The following is a 20,596-nucleotide window of genomic DNA, read 5'->3' on the forward strand; positions in this document are numbered from 1 at the left end:
CTAACGGTTCGATAGCGGCAAAATTAAGAGCGCAAAATCTTTCATTGCTGCCATTTACGCTTACTTCAACTTTCTTACCGGATATTCTTAAAGAGCATAAAAAAACCCGCATGCGCGAATTGCGCATGCGGGTTTTGCATCAGATGCAATGCATCAGAACTTGTGGCGAATCCCCACAATCGCAATCTCTTGCGTGCTCGTGCCGTTATAGCCGTAAGAGCCGATCGATGCCTGCGCTGCCTGCGTCGTGCCATCGGACAGACGCTGCGTGCCGTTGGCATGCTGATACGCAGCGACGGCGTAGAGGTCGGTGCGCTTGGACAGGTTATAGTCCGCGCCCAGGCTGACCTGGTGATAATGCGCCGACGTATCGCCCGACGCCGCCGTGTACGCATAGCCCACGCCAGCGATCAAAGCGGGCGTTGCCTGGTACGCGACGAATGCCTTGCCGCTGTTGTACTTCTCGGTCGTCGAAAAGCTCGAGCTGGCATCGGCCTTCAGTTGCGTGTTGCTGTACGACGCGCCCAGCGTCACGGAGCCGAGTACGTACTGACCGCCCAACTGCGCGATGCTGACCGATTTCGCGCTCACGTAACCGTCGTTGATGTGGCTGTCGAAGATCGAGTCCGTCGTGCTGCTTGCCCAGCTCGTGCGCCCGCCCGTTGCGGAGTTGTTCGTTGCGCGCAGATAGCCTGCCGCCAGCGACAGATTGCCGACCGAGTACGTCGCCGCGCCGCTATACGTGTAGCCTTGTCCCGTCTGGCCAGCCACGCCGCTGAATGCGTAGAGGCCTTCGAACTGGAAGCCCGCGTAGTTCGGCGACACATACTTGACGGCGTTCGACACGCGCGCGCTGTTGTCGTTGTTGTCGACGTCGCCCGGCGTCGCAAACGTCGAGCCGAAGTAGTTGTCCGCGGTGACGCCTTGAACCGTATCCGTGATTGGGTCGTACTGACGGCCCAGCGTGACGGTGCCCCACTTGCCGCCCTGGAAGCCCACGTAAGCCTGGCGGCCGAACAGGCGCGAACCCTGGCTCATCTTGCCCGTACCGACATCGAAGCCGCTTTCCAGCGCGAAGATCGCCTTCAGCCCGCTGCCGAGATCTTCACTGCCCTTCAGGCCCCAGCGGTCGCCGCTGAGGTTGCCGTTGATCATGCCCGTCAGGTTGCTGTTTGAGTCGGCGTTGTGCACGTAGCCGATACCTGCATCGATGAGCCCGTAGAGCGTGACGCTGTTCTGCGCGTGAGCCGCGATCGTCATCGAGCTCAACGTGATTGCAACAGCCGCAATTGCAGTTCTTTTCATCTGTTCCTCTATCACTCGTTTAAAAATTTATTGCGACCGCGAGAATACAGGCGCTTAAAAAGCGATAAATTACTTGTTGATTATATGCAATTGATTAGCTTTCCTACCTTTAATAAAGCAAAAAATGCTATGTGAATGCACATAGCCGAAGCCCGGAATCAATATTCATCTGCGTGGAAAGAGAGAATATGAAGCGATTTCCAGACAGGCGCCAATCTAGGTGACGTGATTTTTGAAGTCAACGCGTGAGGATTCGCTAAGCGTTTCCCAATCTTTCTTTCTTGCTGCGGATAAGCCCGTCGATATCGCTGATGCGTGGTTTCGACCGCACATAAAACGACGTTCCGACTGCTGCAGCGCGACGGACCTTCACGCGGTGTCGCCGGGGCATTCGCCCACGCGTTGCGATGTCCGACAAGCCAGTCGGACCCACCTCGTCAATTCGCTCGACGCAAGCGCACAGGCGCTTCGCAGCCACGACGACTCGCACGCCAAAGCCGGCCTTTCGTTGTAGGACAACGTATAATGCAGATAAATCTCGAAAATCCCCAGGAGCATTACATGGCCGCGTCTGGAGCACCAGGTTCGACCCCACGGCGGGCACGCGGGAGCCTTGCTGATCAGGTCGTCGCCTATGTCAACGAGCAGGTTGCTTCGCACGCGCTCAAGCCGGGCGATCAACTGCCAACCGAAACGACGCTGATGTCCTTGCTCGGCGTCAGCCGCACCGTCGTGCGCGAAGCGATTTCGCGCCTGCAGGCCAATCGCGTGATCGAAACGCGCCACGGGATCGGCAGTTTCGTACTGGAGCCGCGCCGCGAGCCACTCGGTCTGGAGATGGTGCCCGCCACCACGTTGACCGATGTGCTGTCGGTGCTGGAATTGCGCATCAGCCTCGAGACGGAATGCGCGGGGCTCGCCGCGCAGCGTGCGAGCGAACGCGATATCGCGAAGATTCGCGCGGCGCTCGATGCCATCGAAGAAACGAGCCGCGCCGGCGGTGACAGCACGGCCGCTGATTTGCGCTTCCATATTTCAATTGCGAACGCGACGGGCAACCGCTATTTCGTCGACATTCTCACGCAGTTGGGCACAGCGCTGATTCCGCGGCATCGCGTGGATTCGGCGGGGCTCGCTCAAAGCGATCCCAACGCCTATATGGCGCGAGTGAATCTCGAGCACGAAAACATTCTCGATGCGATCGCGCGCAAAGATCCTGATGGTGCGCGCGCGGCGATGCGCATGCATCTGTCGAGCAGCCGCGAACGGCTGCGCCGTGCAAGCGCCCAGGCGGAAGAAGCCGCATCGACACGCGCGCTTTAAAGCACTACTTCGAGCAAACGAAAAAGCGGCCGAATACATGGCCGCTTTTTCATTACAACGCCAATTGCGTCAGACGATCACGCGTTGACGATCTGCCCGTCGCGACGACGCCAGAGTCCGAGCGGGTTGTCGTCGGCCAGCGCCTGCGGCAGCAGTTCAGCCGGAAAATCCTGATAGCACACGGGACGCAGAAAGCGGTCAATCGACGTCGAGCCGACCGACGTCACGCGGCTGTCGGCCGTTGCCGGGAATGGGCCGCCATGCACCATCGCGTGACACACTTCAACGCCCGTCGGGAAACCGTTGACGAGCAGACGCCCCGCCTTGCGCTCCAGAATCGGCACCAGTTTCTTCGCGAGTTGCACGTCGTCGCGATCCATTGCAATCGTTGCCGTCAGTTGTCCGGCGAAGTGCTCTGCGACTGCGAGAAGTTCCTGCTCGTCCTTGCACCGCACGACGGTCGATGCGGGACCGAACACCTCGTCTTCCAGTTCGGGCTTGCTCAGAAAGACGGCTGCATCGGTGACGAACAGCGCCGCGCACGCCTGTGTCGGCCCCGTCGCTTCGAGACCATGCGCAACGGGCTCGACGCCTTCGATTGAAGCGAGCCTCGCCTCACCCTCCTGATACGCGGCATGAATGCCCGACGTGAGCATCGTCTGCGCGGGCTTCTGATCGAGCGCCTGCGCCGCGGCTTGGGTGAACGCGCGTAGTTCGGGACCGTCGATACCGATCACCAGACCCGGATTCGTACAGAACTGCCCCGCGCCGAGCGAGAGCGAATCGACAAAGCCACGCGCGATCGCCTCGCCGCGTGCCGCGACAGCAACAGGCAGCAGGAACACAGGATTAATGCTGCTCATCTCCGCGTAGACGGGAATAGGCTCGGGACGATTCGCCGCGACCTTCATCAGCGACGTGCCGCCCGCGCGCGAACCCGTGAAGCCGACCGCCTTGATGGCCGGATGCGCGACGAGCGCTTCGCCGACCGTGCTGCCCGCGCCGACGATCATCGAGAACACGCCTTCGGGCAAGTTCATGTCGGCCGCCACGCGCTGAATGACGCGCCCGACCATCTCCGACGTACCGAGGTGAGCACGATGCGCCTTGACGACGACCGGGCATCCGGCGGCCAGCGCCGCCGCCGTATCGCCGCCCGCCACCGAGAACGCGAGCGGAAAATTGCTCGCGCCGAACACGGCCACCGGTCCAACGGGAATCTTCTGCATGCGCAGATCCGAGCGCGGCAAGGGCTTGCGCTCGGGCAACGGCGAATCGAGCGTCGCCGTGAGCCATTGGCCCGCGCGCACTTCACTGGCGAACAGCTTCAACTGCCCTGTGGTCCGTGCGCGCTCGCCTTCCAGCCGCGCCTTTGGCAGCCCGGATTCGGCGTGCGCGCGCTCGATCAACGCATCGCCTAACGCAGTGATGCCATCCGCGATCCGCTCAAGAAACTCGGCCCGCTGTGAAAGCGGAAGATGCCGATAGGTGTCGAAAGCCTGCGCGGCCAGCTCGCAGGCGCGCGAGACGTCCTCAACCGTGCCGATGCCGAAGGCGGGCGTGTCGATCTCCTTGCCCGTCGATGGATTGAATGCGCGCAGCGCCCTGTCTGCGCCATGAACTGCCTGCCGCCCGATCAGCATGTCACCTGTCAATTGCACGATGTCTCTTCTCCATTTGGCTGGTTTAACATCGGTCATCGTACAACATATTCCGACGATGGCGCAATGCGCGCTTCAAGCGGCGCGGCGCTTGCCATAAGCATTCAGGGTTTACCATCCTTTCTCGCAGTCAACTGACAACGTATCTTGTGTTCGGACGTCCTATGACATAACATATTTCGCAAGACGCACTTCGCCGGGCAGGCAGCGCCCGCTCCAGGAGATAGAGATGGCTTCGTCGTCACCGTATCAACCCTATCAAGCATTGCCGAATGGCTTTCGCGCCGCCGTCAAAAACGGCGAGCGTCTGATCGGCTGCTGGGCATCACTGGCCAGCCCGATTACGACCGAATTGCTCGGCACCGTGGGTTTTGACTGGATGCTGCTCGACGCCGAGCATGCGCCCAATGACGAACTCACGCTGATACCGCAGCTGATGGCGCTGAAAGACAGCCGCTCCACGCCCATCGTGCGTCCGCCGTCCAACGACAACGTCATCATCAAGCGCATGCTCGACGCGGGCTTCTTCAACTTCCTGATTCCGTTCGTCGACAGCGCCGACGACGCGCGCCGCGCCGTCGCCGCGACGCGCTACCCGCCGCACGGCATTCGTGGCGTATCAGTAGGTCAGCGCGGTAATCGGTACGGCGCGGTGACGGACTACCTGCAAGTGGTCAACGACAACATCTGCGTCATCGTGCAGATCGAGAGCCGCGCGGCCGTCGCTGCGATCGACGAGATTCTCGCGGTGGAAGGCGTCGATGGTGTCTTCATCGGCCCATCCGACCTCGCCGCCGCGTATGGTCATCTGGGCAACGCCGGTCACGCCGACGTTCAGCAGGCCATCGCGCATGTCTTTGAACGCGCGAAGGCAGCGGGCAAGCCGTCCGGCATCCTCGCGCACGTGCAGCAGGACGCCGAGCGCTATCTCGGCATGGGCGCCACACTGGTCTCCGTCTGCGCCGACATGGGCCTGTTGCGCAGCGGCGCGCTCAACGTCCGCCAGCACTTCATGCCGGCTTGATCGGCCTTGGCGGCCTGAACGCACGGACGTCACCTCACATCACACTATCGGGAGTAGCGAATGCAAACAGCAGGCTTCATCGGACTCGGCATCATGGGCAAGCCCATGGCGGCCAATCTTCGCAAGAACGGCGTCGAGCTCACCGCCTTCACGCGCAGCGGCGTGCCCGACGAACTGACGCAAGCGGGCGTGACGGCATCCGCGAGCCCCGCGGATGTCGCCGCGAAAGCGGACGTGATCTTCATCATGGTGCCGGACACGCCCGACGTCGAACGCGTGCTGTTCGGCGAGAACGGCGTTGCGAGCAAGCTGCGCCAGGGGCAGATCGTGGTCGACATGAGTTCGATCTCGCCCATCGCCACGCGTGACTTCGCGGCACGCGTGCGCGAGAAAGGCGCAGAGTATCTCGATGCGCCCGTGTCGGGCGGCGAAGTGGGCGCGAAAGCCGCGTCGCTGACCATCATGGTCGGTGGCGCGCAAGCCACGTTCGACAAGGTCAAGCCGCTGTTCGACATGTTGGGCAAGAACGTGTCACTGATCGGCGAAGTGGGCGCGGGTCAGATCTGCAAGGTCGCGAATCAGGTAATCGTCGCCGCGACGATCGAGGCCGTGGGCGAAGCGCTGTTGCTCGCGTCGAAGGCCGGCGTCGATGCGGAGAAAGTGCGCAAGGCATTGATGGGCGGCTTCGCTTCGTCGCGTATTCTCGAAGTGCACGGCGAGCGCATGACGAAGCGCACGTTCGATCCAGGCTTCCGGATCGAGTTGCATCAGAAGGATTTAAACCTCGCGCTATCCACAGCGCAAGCGCTCGGCGTTTCACTGCCGAACACGTCGACCTGCCAGGCGCTGTTCAACGCCTGCGCGGCACACGGCGGCAAGGCATGGGATCACTCGGGCATGGTCCGTGCGCTCGAATATCTCGCCGACCACGAAATCGGACAGCAGCCGAAATGACGTTTTACGCAATCGTCTCGAATGCGGTGGATGGCGATCTCGCCGTCTTCCGCGTCGATGGTTCGACGGGCGGCATCGAACGTATCGCGCGCCATCCAGCCGGAGACACCGTGATGCCACTCGCCCTCTCCGCCAGTGGCCGCGTGCTGCATGCTGCCACGCGCGGCGCGCAACGAAGCATCGTCACGTATTCGGTCGATACGCACACGGGCGCGCTTGTGCATCTGCGAACCGCGTCCATCGAATCGAATCTCGCGTATCTGTCGCTGACGCCATCGGACGACTGGCTGCTCGGCGCATCGTACGGTGAGTCTTCCGTGAGCCTGTATCGCGCAAGCCCATTGGACAGTGCTGAAATCACGCCGCGTCAGGTGGTCGAAGGCTTCGTGCATGCGCACGCAGTCATCGCGTCGGCGGATGGCCGCTTCGCGTATGCCACGTCGCTAGGCTCCGACACGGTGTTCTGTTTTGCAATCGTCCGCGACGCGAACGACGCAGCGCTCGAACTCGTGAAGAAGATGCCCGTGGAAGCTGGCTTCGGGCCGCGTCATCTGCGCTTGTCGCCCGATGAAAGAACGCTGTACGTGTCGAGCGAATTCCGCGCGACGGTCGCCGTGTTCTCGCGCGATGGCGAAACAGGTGCGCTGTCGGCCCGCAGCGTATCGCCGCGCGCACCGTCGCTCGCGCATCTGAACGATGGCTGCCCGCGCACTGCGCAAGTCGATCCGGCCACAGCCGCGACACTCGTCTGGGCCGCCGATTTGCAGGTGACACCCGATGGCCGCTACATCTACGTCGCCGAGCGCACGTCGAGCCGTCTGATCGCCTACCGCGCGACTCGCGAAGGCTCGCTCGAATACGCTGGCTACACCGACACGGAAGCGCAACCGCGCGGCTTCAGGATCGACCCGTCAGGCCGCTTTCTCGTTGCTTGCGGCGAGAAGTCCGCGCAGGTAGTCGTGTACGCGATCGACGCCGACTCGGGCGCCCTCTCCGCCGTTTCGCGCTGCGAAGGCGGACGCGGCGCGAACTGGGTCGAGATCGTCGCGCAGACGTAGCGCTGCACGCCGGACGCGGCAGCGCGAACATCTTTCATTGAATTTCACCGGCCCATCACAGGCCACTTTTGGGACCCAACCCCAGGACCGACTCTCATGTCTACGATTACCCAAGGCGCCCCAACCGTCACCGAATTGCGTGTCGTCCCCGTCGCTGGCCGCGACAGCATGCTGATGAACCTGAGCGGCGCACATGGCCCGTTCTTCACGCGCAACATCGTGATCCTGCGCGACAGCGCGGGCAACACCGGCGTCGGCGAAGTGCCGGGCGGTGAGAACATCCGCAAGACGATCGACGATGCGCGTCCGTTCGTGGTCGGCCAGTCGATCGGCAATCTGCAGGCCGTGCTCAACAACGTACGCAAGCAGTTCGCGGATCGCGACGCGGGTGGCCGCGGCTTGCAGACCTTCGATCTGCGCACGACGATCCACGCCGTGACAGCGCTCGAAGCCGCCTTCCTCGACCTGCTCGGCCAGCACCTGGGCGTGCCTGTCGCGGCGCTGCTCGGCGAAGGCCAGCAACGCGACGAAGTCGAAATGCTCGGCTATCTGTTCTATATCGGCGACCGGAAGAAGACGGACCTGCCGTACGCGAGCGGCGTCGAAGGACGCGACGACTGGGAGCGCCTGCGCACGGAAGAAGCGCTGACGCCTGAAACCGTCGTGCGACTTGCGGAAGCCGCGCAGGCGCGATATGGCTTCAACGACTTCAAACTCAAGGGCGGCGTGCTGGCCGGCGACGCCGAGATCGAAGCGGTGACGGCACTGGCCGAACGCTTCCCCGAAGCACGTGTGACGCTCGATCCGAACGGCGCATGGTCGCTGGCCGAAGCGATCCGCCTGTGCCGCGACCAGCACGACGTGCTTGCGTATGCGGAAGATCCGTGCGGCGCCGAGAACGGCTACTCGGGCCGCGAAGTGATGGCGGAATTCCGCCGCGCGACGGGCCTGCCGACGGCGACCAATATGATCGCCACCGACTGGCGCCAGATGGGTCACGCCATCCTGCTGCAATCGGTCGACATTCCGCTCGCCGACCCGCACTTCTGGACGATGCAGGGCTCGGTGCGCGTCGCGCAGATGTGCAACGACTGGGGCCTCACGTGGGGCTCGCATTCGAACAATCACTTCGACGTGTCGCTCGCGATGTTCACGCATGTCGCGGCGGCGGCGCCGGGCAAGATCACCGCGATCGACACGCACTGGATCTGGCAGGACGGCCAGTATCTGACGCGCGATCCGCTGCAGATCGTCGGCGGCAAGGTGAAGGTGCCGGCGAAGCCGGGCCTTGGCGTCGAACTCGACATGGACGCACTCGAAAAGGCGCACGCGCTGTATCAGCAGCACGGACTCGGCGCGCGCGACGATGGTGTCGCGATGCAATACCTGATTCCGAACTGGAAGTTCGACAACAAGCGGCCTTCCCTCGTGCGTTGATTCTTCTGGCGCCTGGAACCCTTCCGGAATGACGCGGCCTGCATGGCCGCCAATACTTCAACACTGACTGACACACTCAAGCGAACTCAAACATGACCACGCCGCAAGAACTCAAAGCGATCGTATCCGAAGGCCTTCTGTCGTTTCCCGTCACCGATTTCGACAGCAACGGCGACTTCCGTCCCGACACGTATGCCGCGCGTCTGGAATGGCTTGCACCGTACGGCGCGACTGCCCTCTTTGCTGCGGGCGGCACGGGCGAGTTTTTCTCGCTGACGAAGTCGGAATATTCGAATGTGATCCGCACTGCGACGGAAACCTGCAAGGGCAAGGTGCCGATTCTGGCGGGCGCGGGCGGCCCGACGCGTGTCGCGATCGAATATGCGCAGGAAGCTGAGCGCAATGGCGCGCAGGGCATTCTGCTGATGCCGCACTATCTGACGGAAGCGTCGCAGGAAGGCATTGCTATGCACGTCGAGCAGGTGTGCAAGGCGGTGAAGAACATGGGCGTGATCGTATATAACCGCGCGAATTCAAAGCTTGGGGCTGATTCGTTGGAGCGGCTCGCGGACAAGTGCCCGAACCTGATCGGATTCAAGGATGGCGTGGGTGATATCGAGAGCATGGTGACCATTCGCCGGCGCATGGGCGACCGGTTCTCTTATCTTGGTGGTCTGCCGACTGCTGAAGTTTACGCCGCGGCGTATAAGGCGCTAGGTGTGCCTGTTTATTCGTCGGCTGTGTTCAATTTCATTCCTAAGACGGCGATGGAGTTCTATCGCGCGATCGCTGCAGATGATCATGCCACTACGGACAAGTTGCTCGATGAGTTCTTTTTGCCTTATCTGGCGATTCGGAATCGTCGGCAAGGTTATGCTGTGAGTATTGTTAAGGCTGGGGCTAAACTTGTCGGCCATGATGCTGGGCCTGTGCGGGCGCCCCTCACCGATCTGAGCGAAGACGAGTTCGCGCAACTCGATGTGCTTATCAAGAAGCTTGGAGCGCAGTAGTTTTTTTGTCTGCGACGCTGGTGGGGGTTTCGACTTTGCTGTGATGGTTGGTTTGCTTGTTTTCTCGCTGGCATCCGCGATTTGTTAGCGTGCTTCAAGCGTCGCCCCTGTGCGGGGCGGCACCTACTTTTCTTTGCCGCCGCAAAGAAAAGTAGGCAAAAGAAAGCGGCTCACACCGCCAACATTTCTTCCTGCCTGAGGGCCCCCAAAGGTTCTTACGCTTCACACGGCAACCACGACACCCATATTCGTTGCCAACGCTCTTGCGATGCATCTCACCCGCTTCGCGCGCCCGCGTCGCCATATGCCGCGCCAGACAATCCACTGCCGCCCAGGTGGCAAACTGTGTGTAGGTTGTCGCGTCGTATAGCCTGGCGCTCTTACATGGCGGCATGCGTGTGCTATCGGTCCGGAGTGAGGCGTGTATGGCGCTACGGCCTACACACAGTTTGCCACCTGGGCGGCACATACCATTCGCTGCCGCTAGCCCTTGTGCGAGTGCTTGAAGTGGGTGAGGCGCTCATTCGAAGCGTTGGCAACGCACGCGAACAAGCACGTTGCCGCGCGAAGCATAAGACCGGTTGGGGGCCCTCAGGCAAATACAAGAACGGGCGGTGTTAGCCGCTTTCTTTTGCCTACTTTTCTTTGCGGCGGCAAAGAAAAGTAGGTGCCGCCCCGCACAGGGGCGACGCTTGAAGCACGCTAACGAATCGCGGATGCCAACGCAAAGGCAAAAAACAAAACCACCACACCACAAAAGCCACCAATCCAACAAAAACCCCAAAACCGGCAAAGCCTACGCCGCAAAGGCAAAAAACCTCACTCCAACTCCCCGAACAACCAATCCTGAAAACTCTTAACCTTAGGCAAATCCGCCCGCGACTTAAGCAAGTTCATGGTATAGCCATTCACGCGCAAACCTTCTAAACCTAAAGGCGCAACGAGAGCCCCAGCCTTCAACTCCCTCTGCGCAAGCAACAAACTTTCAAGACACACTCCCAGCCCATCAACGGCCGCCGAAATCGCCATAAAAGACCGATCAAACCGCGGCCCCCGCGTAATATCCAGCACAACTTTGCGATGCAACCGCATCCAGTCCCGCCACCCCACGAGACACCCTTCACTATGAATCAAAGTGTGATGCCTTAAATCCGCGACAGTGCGAATCGGATGCTCGCCCAACGCCAACCTTGGCGCACACAACGGCACAATCGTCTCCAAAGGCAAATCGAGCACCATCGTCCCCGCCGGCTGCAATCGCCGCGCGCCATACCGAATGTCGATATCAACCGCCTCCTTGATGAGATCGACAGGCGCCGAAGAAGCATTGAGCCGCACATCAATATCCGGATGCAACGCACTGAAACGCGCCAGTCTCGGCATCAGCCATTGCGTCGCGATGCTAGGCGTCGCATGCACCGTGAGGATGTCGCTCTTCTCGACCCGCCCAATGTCCCGCGTGGCCTTGTCGATGCGCGCGAATGCCGCGCCGATTTCCTCTGCATATTGCCGCCCCGTGTCCGTGAGGATCACCGCGCGATGCACGCGATGAAAGAGCCGCACGCTCAACTGATCCTCCAGAAGCTTGATCTGATGACTGATCGCCGAAGGCGTCACGAACAGTTCGTCTGCTGCAAGCGCAAACGACGAGAGCCGCGCAGCGGCCTCGAACGCCTGTATCGACTTGAGTGTGGCCCTGTTGTGCATAGCAATATCCACATGAAATGAATTCACCCATCGGCCACTTTAATTCGTTTGAGCCAATGCTTTCAAGTCGATACGCTTGTCTTACTCGCAGAACGCACCAAACAAGGGATTACCCGAATCTGCGAGCAGCACGAAGCATCCCGCCATGAATCACCGAGCGCCCGGCCGCCATCGAGCCTGACGCCGCAAAGGAGACACGCGTGAATACGAGCGAAGCCGGGCGCACCGCCCAACTCGCGGAACACGCCTACCGCATCCGCCGCAACGCGCTGCTGATGGGCGAAGTACAAGGCCAGGGCTATATCGGCCAGGCGCTCGACATTGCCGACGCGCTCGCAGTCGCCTACTTCGGCGCCATGCGCTACCGCCCCGAAGACCCCGAATGGGAAGGCCGCGACCGCTTCCTGCTGTCGAACGGTCACTACGCGATTGCGCTGTACGCCGCCCTCTTCGAAGCCGGCATCCTGCCCGCCGATGAACTCGAAACCTATGGCAGCGACGACAGCCGTCTACCGATGTCGGGGATGGCGAGCTACACGCCGGGGATGGAAATGTCGGGCGGCTCGCTCGGCCACGGTTTGACGATTGCAGTTGGCCGCTGCCTGGGACTGAAGCGCAAGAACTCGGACGCCTTCGTCTACACACTCTTCTCCGATGGCGAACTCGACGAAGGCTCGATCTGGGAAGGTTTGATGTCCGCCGCGCACTGGAAGCTCGACAACCTGATCGCCATCGTCGACGTCAACAACCAGCAGGCCGATGGCCCGTCGACGCAGATCATGGCCTTCGAGCCGCTCGTCGAAAAGCTGGAGGCGTTCGGCTGGTACACGCAGCGTGTGAACGGCAACGACATCGATGCCGTCAAGCAGGCATTCGACAACGCCCGCACTCACGACAAGCCGCAGCCGCGCATCATCGTCTGCGACACGAAGATGGGCTGCGGCGTGCCGTTCCTCGAAGAACGCGAGAAGAACCATTTCATCCGCGTCGATGCACATGAGTGGAAGCTCGCGCTCGAAGCACTCGAAGCCGGGAGACAAGCATGAGCACCGTCGCCAAAAAGCCCAAGCTGAAAACGTCCGCGATGATCGCGTCGATCGCGGGCGAAGGCCAGGTCACGCGTTCCGCGCCGTTCGGCCACGCGCTCGCTGAACTGGCGCGCTCGAAGCCCAACGTGATCGGCATGACAGCCGATCTCGGCAAGTACACGGACCTGCATATCTTCGGGAAGGAGTTTCCCGATCGCTACTATCAGATGGGCATGGCCGAGCAGTTGCTGATGGGCGCGGCCGCAGGTTTTGCGCATGAAGGCGCGCAGCCGTTCGTAACGACCTACGCCGTATTCGCTACGCGCCGCGCCTATGACTTCATCCACCAGACGATCGCGGAAGACAACCTCGATGTGAAAATCGTCGCCGCACTGCCCGGCCTCACGACAGGCTACGGCCCGAGCCACCAGGCCGCCGAAGACCTCGCGCTGATGCGCGCAATGCCGAACATGACCGTGATCGACCCGTGCGACGCACTCGATATCGAGCAGATGGTGCCCGCAATCGCCGCTCACAAAGGCCCTGTCTATGCACGCCTGTTGCGTGGCAACGTGCCCGCCGTGCTCGATGAATACGACTACAAGTTCGAGCTCGGCAAAGCGAAGCTGCTGCGCGATGGCAACGACGTGCTGCTGATCTCGTCCGGGATCATGACGATGCGCTCGCTCGAAGTCGCCAAGGCACTGGAAGCCGACAACATCGGCGTCGGCGTGCTGCACGTGCCGACCATCAAGCCGCTCGATACGGCCACGATCCTTCGAGAAGCAAAGCGTACGGGCCGCATGGTAATCGTCGCGGAGAACCATACGGTGATCGGCGGTCTCGGTGAAGCAGTAGCGCGCACGCTGCTCGGCGCAGGCGTCACGCCGCCGTTCCGCCAGATCGCACTGCCCGACGAATTCCTCGACGCCGGCGCCCTGCCCACGCTGCACGACCGCTACGGCATCTCGACGGAAGCGATGTGCGACACCATCAAAGGCTGGCTCGGCTAACAGCCGATAGCAACACCACAACCCCAACTCAAGCATTCAGGAGAACAGCATCATGTCAGAGTCGCGTCTTCTCGACGGCAAGGTCGCCGTCATTTCCGGCGCCGCATCGCCGCGTGGCATCGGCATGGCCACCGCGCGCATGTTCGCGCAGCACGGCGCGAAAATCGCGATCCTCGATCTCGATGCCTCGGCGGCACGCGATGCAGCGGCATCGATCGGCCCCGAACATCGCGGCTATGTCTGCAACGTCACCGATAAACAAGCGTGTCAGGCCGCTGTCGAACAGATCGTCGCCGACTTCGGCGCCATCGACGTGCTCATCAATAACGCGGGCATCACCCAAGCCGTGAAGCTGCTCGATATCGATTCCGAAAGCTGGGACCGCATTCTCGATGTGAACCTGCGCGGCGTGCTGTATCTGTCGCAAGCTGTCGTGCCGCAGATGAAGAAGCAGAAGAGCGGCTCGATTGGTTGCATGTCCTCGGTGTCGGCGCAGCGCGGCGGCGGCATTCTCGGCGGCCCGCACTATTCGGCGGCGAAAGCGGGCGTGCTCGGCCTCGCCAAAGCCATGGCGCGCGAACTCGGCCCCGACGGCATCCGCGTGAACTGCGTGACGCCCGGCCTGATTCAAACCGACATCAATGCAGGCAAGATCCCGACGACAAACGCGGCGAAATTCTCGCCGGCATTCCGCTGAACCGCCTCGGCGTGCCCGACGACGTAGCAGGCGCGTTCCTGTTCCTCGCATCGCCGATTTCGTCGTACATCACAGGCGCCGTCATCGACGTGAACGGCGGCATGCTGATTCACGGCTGATTCACGGCTGATGAGCAGATAACATCCAACGACGCGCGGCCGGGTCCGGCCAGCCGCGCGCGACAATGCAGTCGCCGGACCCAGGCAAACGCGCCGCAGAGCGTGTTGCCCGCGAATACAACGCGAATACAACTATACCGATGCATCACATCCGTATTGGAGGAGCACATCATGAGCAAGCGCACGACTATCCGCAGCGGCATCGACCGACGCACCTTTCTGAAAGCGGGCGCAAGCGTCGCTGCCGCGGCGCCGCTCTGGGGCCTGTCGATCCGCCGCGCGTCGGCTGCCGACTTCTCGTACAAGCTCGCGACGGGCCAGGACCCGACCCACCCGGTCAACGTCCGCGCGCAACAGGCCTGCGACAAGATCCGCGCCGCGACGGGCGGCAAGCTCGATATCAAGGTATTCCCGGCCAACCAGCTCGGCTCCGATACCGATCTGCTGTCGCAGGTGCGCAGCGGCGGCGTCGAGTTCTTCAACCAGGCATCGTCGATTCTCGCGACGCTTGCGCCCGCAGCGGGCATCGTCAACACGGGCTTCGCGTTCCCCGACTACGACACCGTCTGGAAAGCAATGGACGGCGATCTTGGCGCGTATATCCGGGCGCAGATCGAGAAGACGGGCATCGTCACCGTGTCGAAGGTGTGGGACAACGGCTTCCGCCAGGTCAGTTCGTCGACGCGCGTCATCAAGACGCCCACGGACCTGAAGGGCTTCAAGATCCGCGTGCCGCAGGCGCCGATGCTCACGTCGCTCTTCAAGGCGCTCGACGCGGGCCCTGCTCCCATCAACTTCAATGAACTGTATTCGGCGCTGCAAACGGGCGTCGTCGAAGGACAGGAAAACGCGCTGCCCATCATCGCGACGGCCAAGCTGTACGAAGTGCAGAAGTCGATCAGCCTCACGTCGCACGTGTGGGACGGCTACTGGATTCTCGGCAATCGCCGCGCATGGGAAAAGCTGCCGCCCGACATGCGCGCGATCGTCACGCGCGAATTCGAAGCGGCCGGGATGCTGCAACGCGCCGACATCGCGCAGCTCAACGGCACGCTGCGCAACGATCTGAAGGCGAAGGGCGTCAATCTCGTCGACGTGGACCGCCCGGCGTTTCGCGACGCGCTCCGCAAGACGAGCTTCTATAGCGACTGGAAAGGCAAATACGGCGACCAGGGCTGGAGCCTGCTCGAAAAATACGTTGGAAAACTGGTGTGAACACCATGCACTCCATCACGTTCCCTCATCCATCGCCGCGCCGCATTGTCAGCGTCATCGACAATGTGCTCGCGCATCTCGTCGAGATTCCGGCAGCGCTGCTCGTGGTCGCCGAAATCTTCGTGCTGCTCGCAGGCGTCACGAGCCGCTATCTGCTGCACACGCCGCTGGTCTGGTCCGATGAACTCGCGTCGATGCTGTTCCTCTGGCTCGCGATGCTCGGCGCCGTCGTCGCCCTGCGTCGCGGCGAGCATATGCGGATGACGGCGCTCGTCGGCAAGGCATCGCCCGCCGTGCGCGCATTTCTCGACGTCGTCGCCATCGCCGCGCCGCTTGCGTTTCTGCTGCTGGTGATCGGACCCGCCGTCGATTTCGCACAGGACGAAGGCTTCATCACGACGCCCGCGCTCGAAATCTCGAACACGTGGCGTGCGGCGGCGCTGCCCGTCGGCTGCGCGCTGATGCTGGCCGTCGCCTGTCTGCGCCTGATCCGCACCGCCAACTGGCAGATGACGATCGCGGCGCTCGCGCTGGTCGCGGCCATCGCGGGCGGCTTCGTCGCGGTGAGCCCGCTGCTGCACGATCTCGGCAACGTGAACCTGCTGATTTTCTTCGTCGGACTCGTCGCGTTGTGCGTGCTGTCGGGCGTGCCCATCGCGTTCTCGTTCGGGCTCGCGACCTTCGGCTATCTCGCGCTGACGACGAGCACGCCGCTGAGCGTTGTGGTCGGCCGCATGGACGAAGGCATGTCGCATCTGATCCTGCTGTCCGTGCCGCTGTTCGTGTTCCTCGGGCAACTGATCGAAATGACGGGCATGGCCAATGCGATGATCGCGTTTCTCGCGAGCCTGCTCGGTCACGTGCGCGGCGGTCTCTCCTACGTGCTGGTCGGCGCGATGTATCTGGTGTCGGGCATCTCCGGCTCGAAAGCGGCCGACATGGCCGCCATCGCGCCCGTGCTGTTTCCCGAGATGAAGGCGCGCGGCGCGAAGCCCGGCGACCTCGTCGCGCTGCTCGCCGCCACCGGCGCGCAGACCGAGACGATTCCGCCGAGCCTCGTGCTGATCACGCTCGGCTCGGTGACGGGCGTGTCGATCTCCGCGCTGTTCACGGGCGGCATGCTGCCCGGCATCGTGCTCGCCATCACGCTGTGCGCCGTCGTCTGGTGGCGCTATCGCAGCGACGATCTGTCGGCCGTGCGTCGCGCGACACGCGGCGAAATCCTGCGCAAGCTGGCGATCGCCGTGCCTGCGCTCGCGCTGCCGTTCGTGATCCGGCTCGCTGTGGTCGAAGGCGTCGCGACCGCGACGGAAGTGTCGACGATCGGCATTGCGTATGCGGTGCTCGCGGGTCTGCTGATCTATCGTCGCTTTGAATGGGCGCGGCTCAAGCCGATGCTGATCGACACGGCCGCGCTGTCGGGCGCGATCCTGCTGATCATCGGCGCGGCAACGGGCATGGCGTGGGCACTCACGCAATCCGGCTTCTCGGGCCAGCTTGCGCAGACGCTGGGCGCCCTGCCCGGCGGCGCCGCGATGTTCATGGCGGCTTCCGTGCTGGTGTTCATCGTGCTGGGCAGCGTGCTCGAAGGCATCCCCGCGATCGTGCTGTTCGGCCCGCTGATGTTCCCCATCGCGCGGCAAATGGGCATTCACGACGTGCACTACGCGATGGTCGTGATTCTGTCGATGGGTGTGGGCCTGTTCGCGCCGCCGTTCGGCGTCGGCTATTACTCGGCGTGCGCGGTGAGCCGCATTCATCCTGACGAAGGCATGAAGCCGATCATCGGCTATATCGCGGCGTTGATCGTCGGCCTGATCGTCGTCGCCGCCGTGCCCTGGATCTCGATCGGGTTCCTGCACTGACGCATGGCGCTGCGTCCGTTGCACGACGCGGCGCCTTCCCTTTTCACGCTGTCCAACTTGCGATAGCCGCCGCGCGATACGCGCAGCGGCAAGGAGAAGTCATGTCCGCACTCATGCCGTCGCTCGAAACGCGACCGCTTGCCAACGCGATCCGCTTTCTGGCCATCGACGCCATCGTGCGTGCCGGCGAAGGCCATCAGGGCGTGCCGCTCGGCATGGCCGAGATCGCGACTGCGCTGTTCACGCAGCACATGAAGTTCAATCCCGCCGATCCACAATGGCCCGACCGCGACCGCTTCGTGCTGTCGAACGGACATGGCTCGATGCTGCTCTACGCGTTGCTGCATCTGACGGGTTATGCGCAGTTCGGCATCGATCAGATCCGCTCGTTCCGCGAAATGGGCTCGCATTGCGAGGGGCATCCCGAGTTCGATACGGCGGCCGGCATCGAGGTCACGACCGGGCCGCTCGGGCAAGGCATCGCGAACGCCTTCGGCATGGCCGTTGCCGAAGCGTATCTGAACGCGAAGTTCGGCGACTCGATCGTCAACCACCACACGTATGCGTTCGTCGGCGATGGCTGCCTGCAAGAAGGCGTCGGCCAGGAAATGATCTCGCTTGCGGGCCATCTGAAACTCGGCAAGCTGATTCTCTGCTGGGACGACAACCGCATCACCGACGACGGCAGCACCACGTTGTCGATCAGCGAAGACGTGAGCGAACGTTTTCGCGTCGCGGGCTGGCATGTGATCGAAGTCGACGGCCACGATCTCGACGCGCTCGCATCGGCGCTCGCCGAAGCGAAACGCGATCCGCGCCCGTCGATGCTCGCCTGCCGCACGGTGATCGCGCGCGGCATCGCGCGTCTGCAAGGACAACGCGGCGGTCACAGCGGCAAGCTGTTCGAAGCCGACGCCGATGCGGCGCGTAACGAACTGGACTGGCCGCACACACCGTTCGAGATTCCGCGCGACGTGCTCGACGAATGGCGCGCGGCAGGCCGGCGCAATGAGCGTGAATACCTCGCGTGGCACGAACGTCTCGCCGCGTTGCCCGACGACGCACGCGCCGAATTCGAGCGCATTCAGGCGGGCCGCTTGCCCGAAGGCTGGCAGCGCGTGCTGGAAGACTACAAAAAGCAGGCCATCGAAAAAGGCGAAGGCCAGGCGGGCATCATGATTTCCGCCGAGATCAACGATCTGCTCGCGCAACTGCCGGAACGCATGGTCGGTTGCGCGGACCTCGAAGCGCCGACGAGCCACAAACGTGGCCTGCACGCCTTCACCGCCGAAGACCGCAGCGGCACCTACGTGCATTGCGGCGTGCGCGAGCACGTAATGGGCGCGATGGCGAACGGCATGGCCGCGCACGGCGGCGTAATTCCGCTGGCCGTCACCTATCTCGCGTTCGCCGACTACGAGCGCCCCGCGATGCGGATGGCTGCGCTGATGGGTCTACCCGTGAAGTTCGTGTTCAGCCACGATTCGATCGGCGTCGGCAGGAACGGGCCGACGCACCAGCCGGTGGAGATTCTCGCGTCGTTGCGCGCGATGCCGAACATGCGCGTGTTCCGTCCCGCCGATGCCGTCGAAGCGGCCGAATGCTGGGCGCTCGCGTACGAACATCGCAGCGGTCCGAGCACGATGGTGTTCGCGCGACAGACCTTGCCACTCGTGCGCACGCGTTCGGCCCCGAACAACCTGTGCGCGCGCGGCGGCTATGTGCTCGCCGAAGCCGAAGGCGGCCAGCGCGCCGTCACCCTGCTCGCGACGGGTTCGGAAGTCGCGCTCGCCGTTGCGGCGCGCGAACGTCTGCAACAGGAAGGCATCCCGACGGCCGTCGTTTCGCTGCCCTGCTGGGAACTGTTCGATGAACAGGACCACGCGTATCGCCGCATGGTGCTCGGTGTGGACACGGTACGCGTCGGCATCGAAGCGGCCATGCGATTCGGCTGGGACCGCTATCTCGGCGAACGCGGCGGCTATGTCGGCATGACGGGATTTGGCGCGTCCGGCCCTGCGGAAGCGTTGTACGAGCATTTCGGCATCACGCCCGCGCATATCGTCGCGGAAGCCAAGCGTCATCTCTGACCGATCAGACATCAACAGGAACCAGCATGCAGAAGATTGTCTTTCTCGACCGCGCGACGCTCGCGCCGCAAATCCGGCTCACGCGGCCGTCGTTCGAACATGAACTCATCGAGTACGACCACACGCAGGCGGATCAGGTCGCCGCGCGTCTGGAAGGCGCGACTATCGCCATCACGAACAAGGTGCCGCTCACAGCGGACACGCTTGCCCGCTTGCCGTCGCTGAAACTCGTGGCCGTCGCCGCGACCGGGACCGATTGCGTCGACAAGGAAGCCTGCGAGCAGCACGACATCCGTGTGTCGAACATTCGCGGCTATGCGGTGAACACCGTGCCCGAGCATACTTTCGCGTTGATGCTCGCGCTGCGGCGTAATCTGATCGCGTATCGCGACGACGTGTTGAACGGCGAGTGGCAAAGGTCCGGGCAGTTCTGCTTCTTCAATCATGCGATACACGATCTCGGCGGCATGACGCTAGGCATCATCGGCGAAGGCGTGCTTGGGCAACGGGTTGCCGAGATCGGCAAGGCGTTCGGCATGCGTGCGCTGTTTGCGGCGCACAAGGGCCGCGATGGACTTGGGCCGCTCTATACGCCGTGGGACGAAGTGCTCGCGACGAGCGACATCATCACGATCCATAGTCCGCTGACGCCGCAAACGCGCGGCATGCTCGCGATGGAAGAGTTTCGCGCAATGAAGCGCAAGCCGCTTATCATCAATACTGCACGCGGTGGACTCGTCGATGAGGATGCGCTGGTGCACGCGCTCGATGAAGAGTTGATTAGCGGAGTTGGGTTTGATGTGCTGTCTGGCGAGCCGCCCGGGGATGATAATCCGCTGATGCGTATCGCGAAGCGGCCGAATGTGATCGTGACGCCGCATGTCGCGTGGGCATCGGATGAGGCGCAGCAGGCGCTGGCGGATCAGTTGATGGAGAATATAGCGAGGTTTGTCGGCGGCGCGCCGGTGAATGTGCTCGTGTAGCGCGAGGGTTCTTGTCTGCGACGCCGGTCGGTGTTTTGGGCTTTGCGCTGGCATCTGGGTTGGGGCTTCGCTGTGCGGGCGGTTTGGTCGTTCTGGCCTATGCGCTG

The 20,596-nt window shown here is 62.6% G+C and carries 15 protein-coding genes and 1 pseudogene; 13 read left to right on the plus strand and 3 right to left on the minus strand.

Annotation, left to right across the window (positions count from 1 at the left end; translation table 11 throughout):
* Positions 1 to 153: 153 nt before the first annotated feature.
* Positions 154 to 1,305: a porin gene (locus H1204_RS32730; protein WP_180734668.1), complete on the minus strand. Its 1,152-nt coding sequence runs from the start codon at positions 1,303 to 1,305 to the stop codon at positions 154 to 156.
* 561 nt (positions 1,306 to 1,866) lie between these two features.
* Between H1204_RS32730 and H1204_RS32735 the strand changes: the two genes are divergently transcribed.
* A complete protein-coding gene (locus H1204_RS32735) occupies positions 1,867 to 2,628 on the plus strand; it encodes a FadR/GntR family transcriptional regulator (protein WP_180734669.1) in 762 nt (253 codons plus the stop codon).
* 77 nt (positions 2,629 to 2,705) lie between these two features.
* Here H1204_RS32735 and H1204_RS32740 read toward each other — a convergent pair whose 3' ends face one another.
* On the minus strand, positions 2,706 to 4,289 hold the full coding sequence (locus H1204_RS32740) for an aldehyde dehydrogenase (NADP(+)) (RefSeq protein WP_180734670.1): 1,584 nt from the start codon (positions 4,287 to 4,289) through the stop codon (positions 2,706 to 2,708).
* A 229-nt stretch (positions 4,290 to 4,518) separates the two neighbouring features.
* Here H1204_RS32740 and garL point away from each other — a divergent pair, with 229 nt between their 5' ends.
* The 5 genes from garL to kdgD all read left to right on the plus strand — a co-directional run bounded on the left by garL (position 4,519) and on the right by kdgD (position 9,772).
* Positions 4,519 to 5,313: a 2-dehydro-3-deoxyglucarate aldolase gene (garL, locus tag H1204_RS32745; protein WP_180734671.1), complete on the plus strand. Its 795-nt coding sequence runs from the start codon at positions 4,519 to 4,521 to the stop codon at positions 5,311 to 5,313.
* Between the two features lie 60 nt (positions 5,314 to 5,373).
* A complete protein-coding gene (locus H1204_RS32750) occupies positions 5,374 to 6,267 on the plus strand; it encodes a 2-hydroxy-3-oxopropionate reductase (RefSeq protein WP_180734672.1) in 894 nt (297 codons plus the stop codon).
* The gene (locus H1204_RS32755) at positions 6,264 to 7,325 is read left to right on the plus strand and encodes a beta-propeller fold lactonase family protein (RefSeq protein ID WP_180734673.1); all 1,062 of its coding nucleotides are present in this window, start codon (positions 6,264 to 6,266) and stop codon (positions 7,323 to 7,325) included. The genes H1204_RS32750 and H1204_RS32755 overlap by 4 nt, the downstream gene beginning before the upstream one ends.
* A 96-nt stretch (positions 7,326 to 7,421) precedes the next feature.
* Positions 7,422 to 8,762, plus strand: a complete 1,341-nt coding sequence (gene gudD / locus H1204_RS32760; protein WP_180734674.1) for a glucarate dehydratase — start codon at positions 7,422 to 7,424, stop codon at positions 8,760 to 8,762.
* A gap of 92 nt (positions 8,763 to 8,854) precedes the next feature.
* Entirely contained in the window at positions 8,855 to 9,772 is a 918-nt protein-coding gene (gene kdgD / locus H1204_RS32765; RefSeq protein ID WP_180734675.1) for a 5-dehydro-4-deoxyglucarate dehydratase, read from the plus strand.
* 819 nt (positions 9,773 to 10,591) lie between these two features.
* Here kdgD and gcvA read toward each other — a convergent pair.
* Entirely contained in the window at positions 10,592 to 11,479 is an 888-nt protein-coding gene (gene gcvA, locus H1204_RS32770) for a transcriptional regulator GcvA (RefSeq protein WP_180735116.1), read from the minus strand.
* 200 nt (positions 11,480 to 11,679) lie between these two features.
* On the opposite strand from gcvA, the gene H1204_RS32775 reads away from it, so the two are divergent.
* From H1204_RS32775 to H1204_RS32805, 7 genes and pseudogenes are all read left to right on the plus strand, one after another.
* Positions 11,680 to 12,525: a transketolase gene (locus tag H1204_RS32775; RefSeq protein ID WP_180734676.1), complete on the plus strand. Its 846-nt coding sequence runs from the start codon at positions 11,680 to 11,682 to the stop codon at positions 12,523 to 12,525.
* On the plus strand, positions 12,522 to 13,520 hold the full coding sequence (locus H1204_RS32780; RefSeq protein ID WP_180734677.1) for a transketolase family protein: 999 nt from the start codon (positions 12,522 to 12,524) through the stop codon (positions 13,518 to 13,520). The genes H1204_RS32775 and H1204_RS32780 overlap by 4 nt, the downstream gene beginning before the upstream one ends.
* 52 nt (positions 13,521 to 13,572) lie before the next feature.
* Positions 13,573 to 14,336, plus strand: a pseudogene (locus H1204_RS32785) (SDR family NAD(P)-dependent oxidoreductase).
* Between the two features lie 171 nt (positions 14,337 to 14,507).
* On the plus strand, positions 14,508 to 15,551 hold the full coding sequence (locus H1204_RS32790; protein ID WP_180734678.1) for a TRAP transporter substrate-binding protein: 1,044 nt from the start codon (positions 14,508 to 14,510) through the stop codon (positions 15,549 to 15,551).
* 5 nt (positions 15,552 to 15,556) lie between these two features.
* On the plus strand, positions 15,557 to 17,416 hold the full coding sequence (locus H1204_RS32795) for a TRAP transporter large permease subunit (protein WP_180734679.1): 1,860 nt from the start codon (positions 15,557 to 15,559) through the stop codon (positions 17,414 to 17,416).
* 113 nt (positions 17,417 to 17,529) lie between these two features.
* Positions 17,530 to 19,506 carry a transketolase gene (gene tkt / locus H1204_RS32800; RefSeq protein WP_180735117.1) on the plus strand — a complete coding sequence of 659 codons (1,977 nt, stop codon included), beginning with the start codon at positions 17,530 to 17,532 and terminating at the stop codon, positions 19,504 to 19,506.
* Positions 19,507 to 19,532: 26 nt separating this feature from the next.
* Positions 19,533 to 20,489, plus strand: a complete 957-nt coding sequence (locus tag H1204_RS32805) for a D-2-hydroxyacid dehydrogenase (RefSeq protein WP_180734680.1) — start codon at positions 19,533 to 19,535, stop codon at positions 20,487 to 20,489.
* The last annotated feature ends 107 nt before the right edge of the window (positions 20,490 to 20,596 follow it).

Origin of the sequence: Paraburkholderia sp. PGU19 (assembly GCF_013426915.1) — a bacterium.
In the GTDB taxonomy this organism is placed as follows: Bacteria; Pseudomonadota; Gammaproteobacteria; order Burkholderiales; family Burkholderiaceae; genus Paraburkholderia.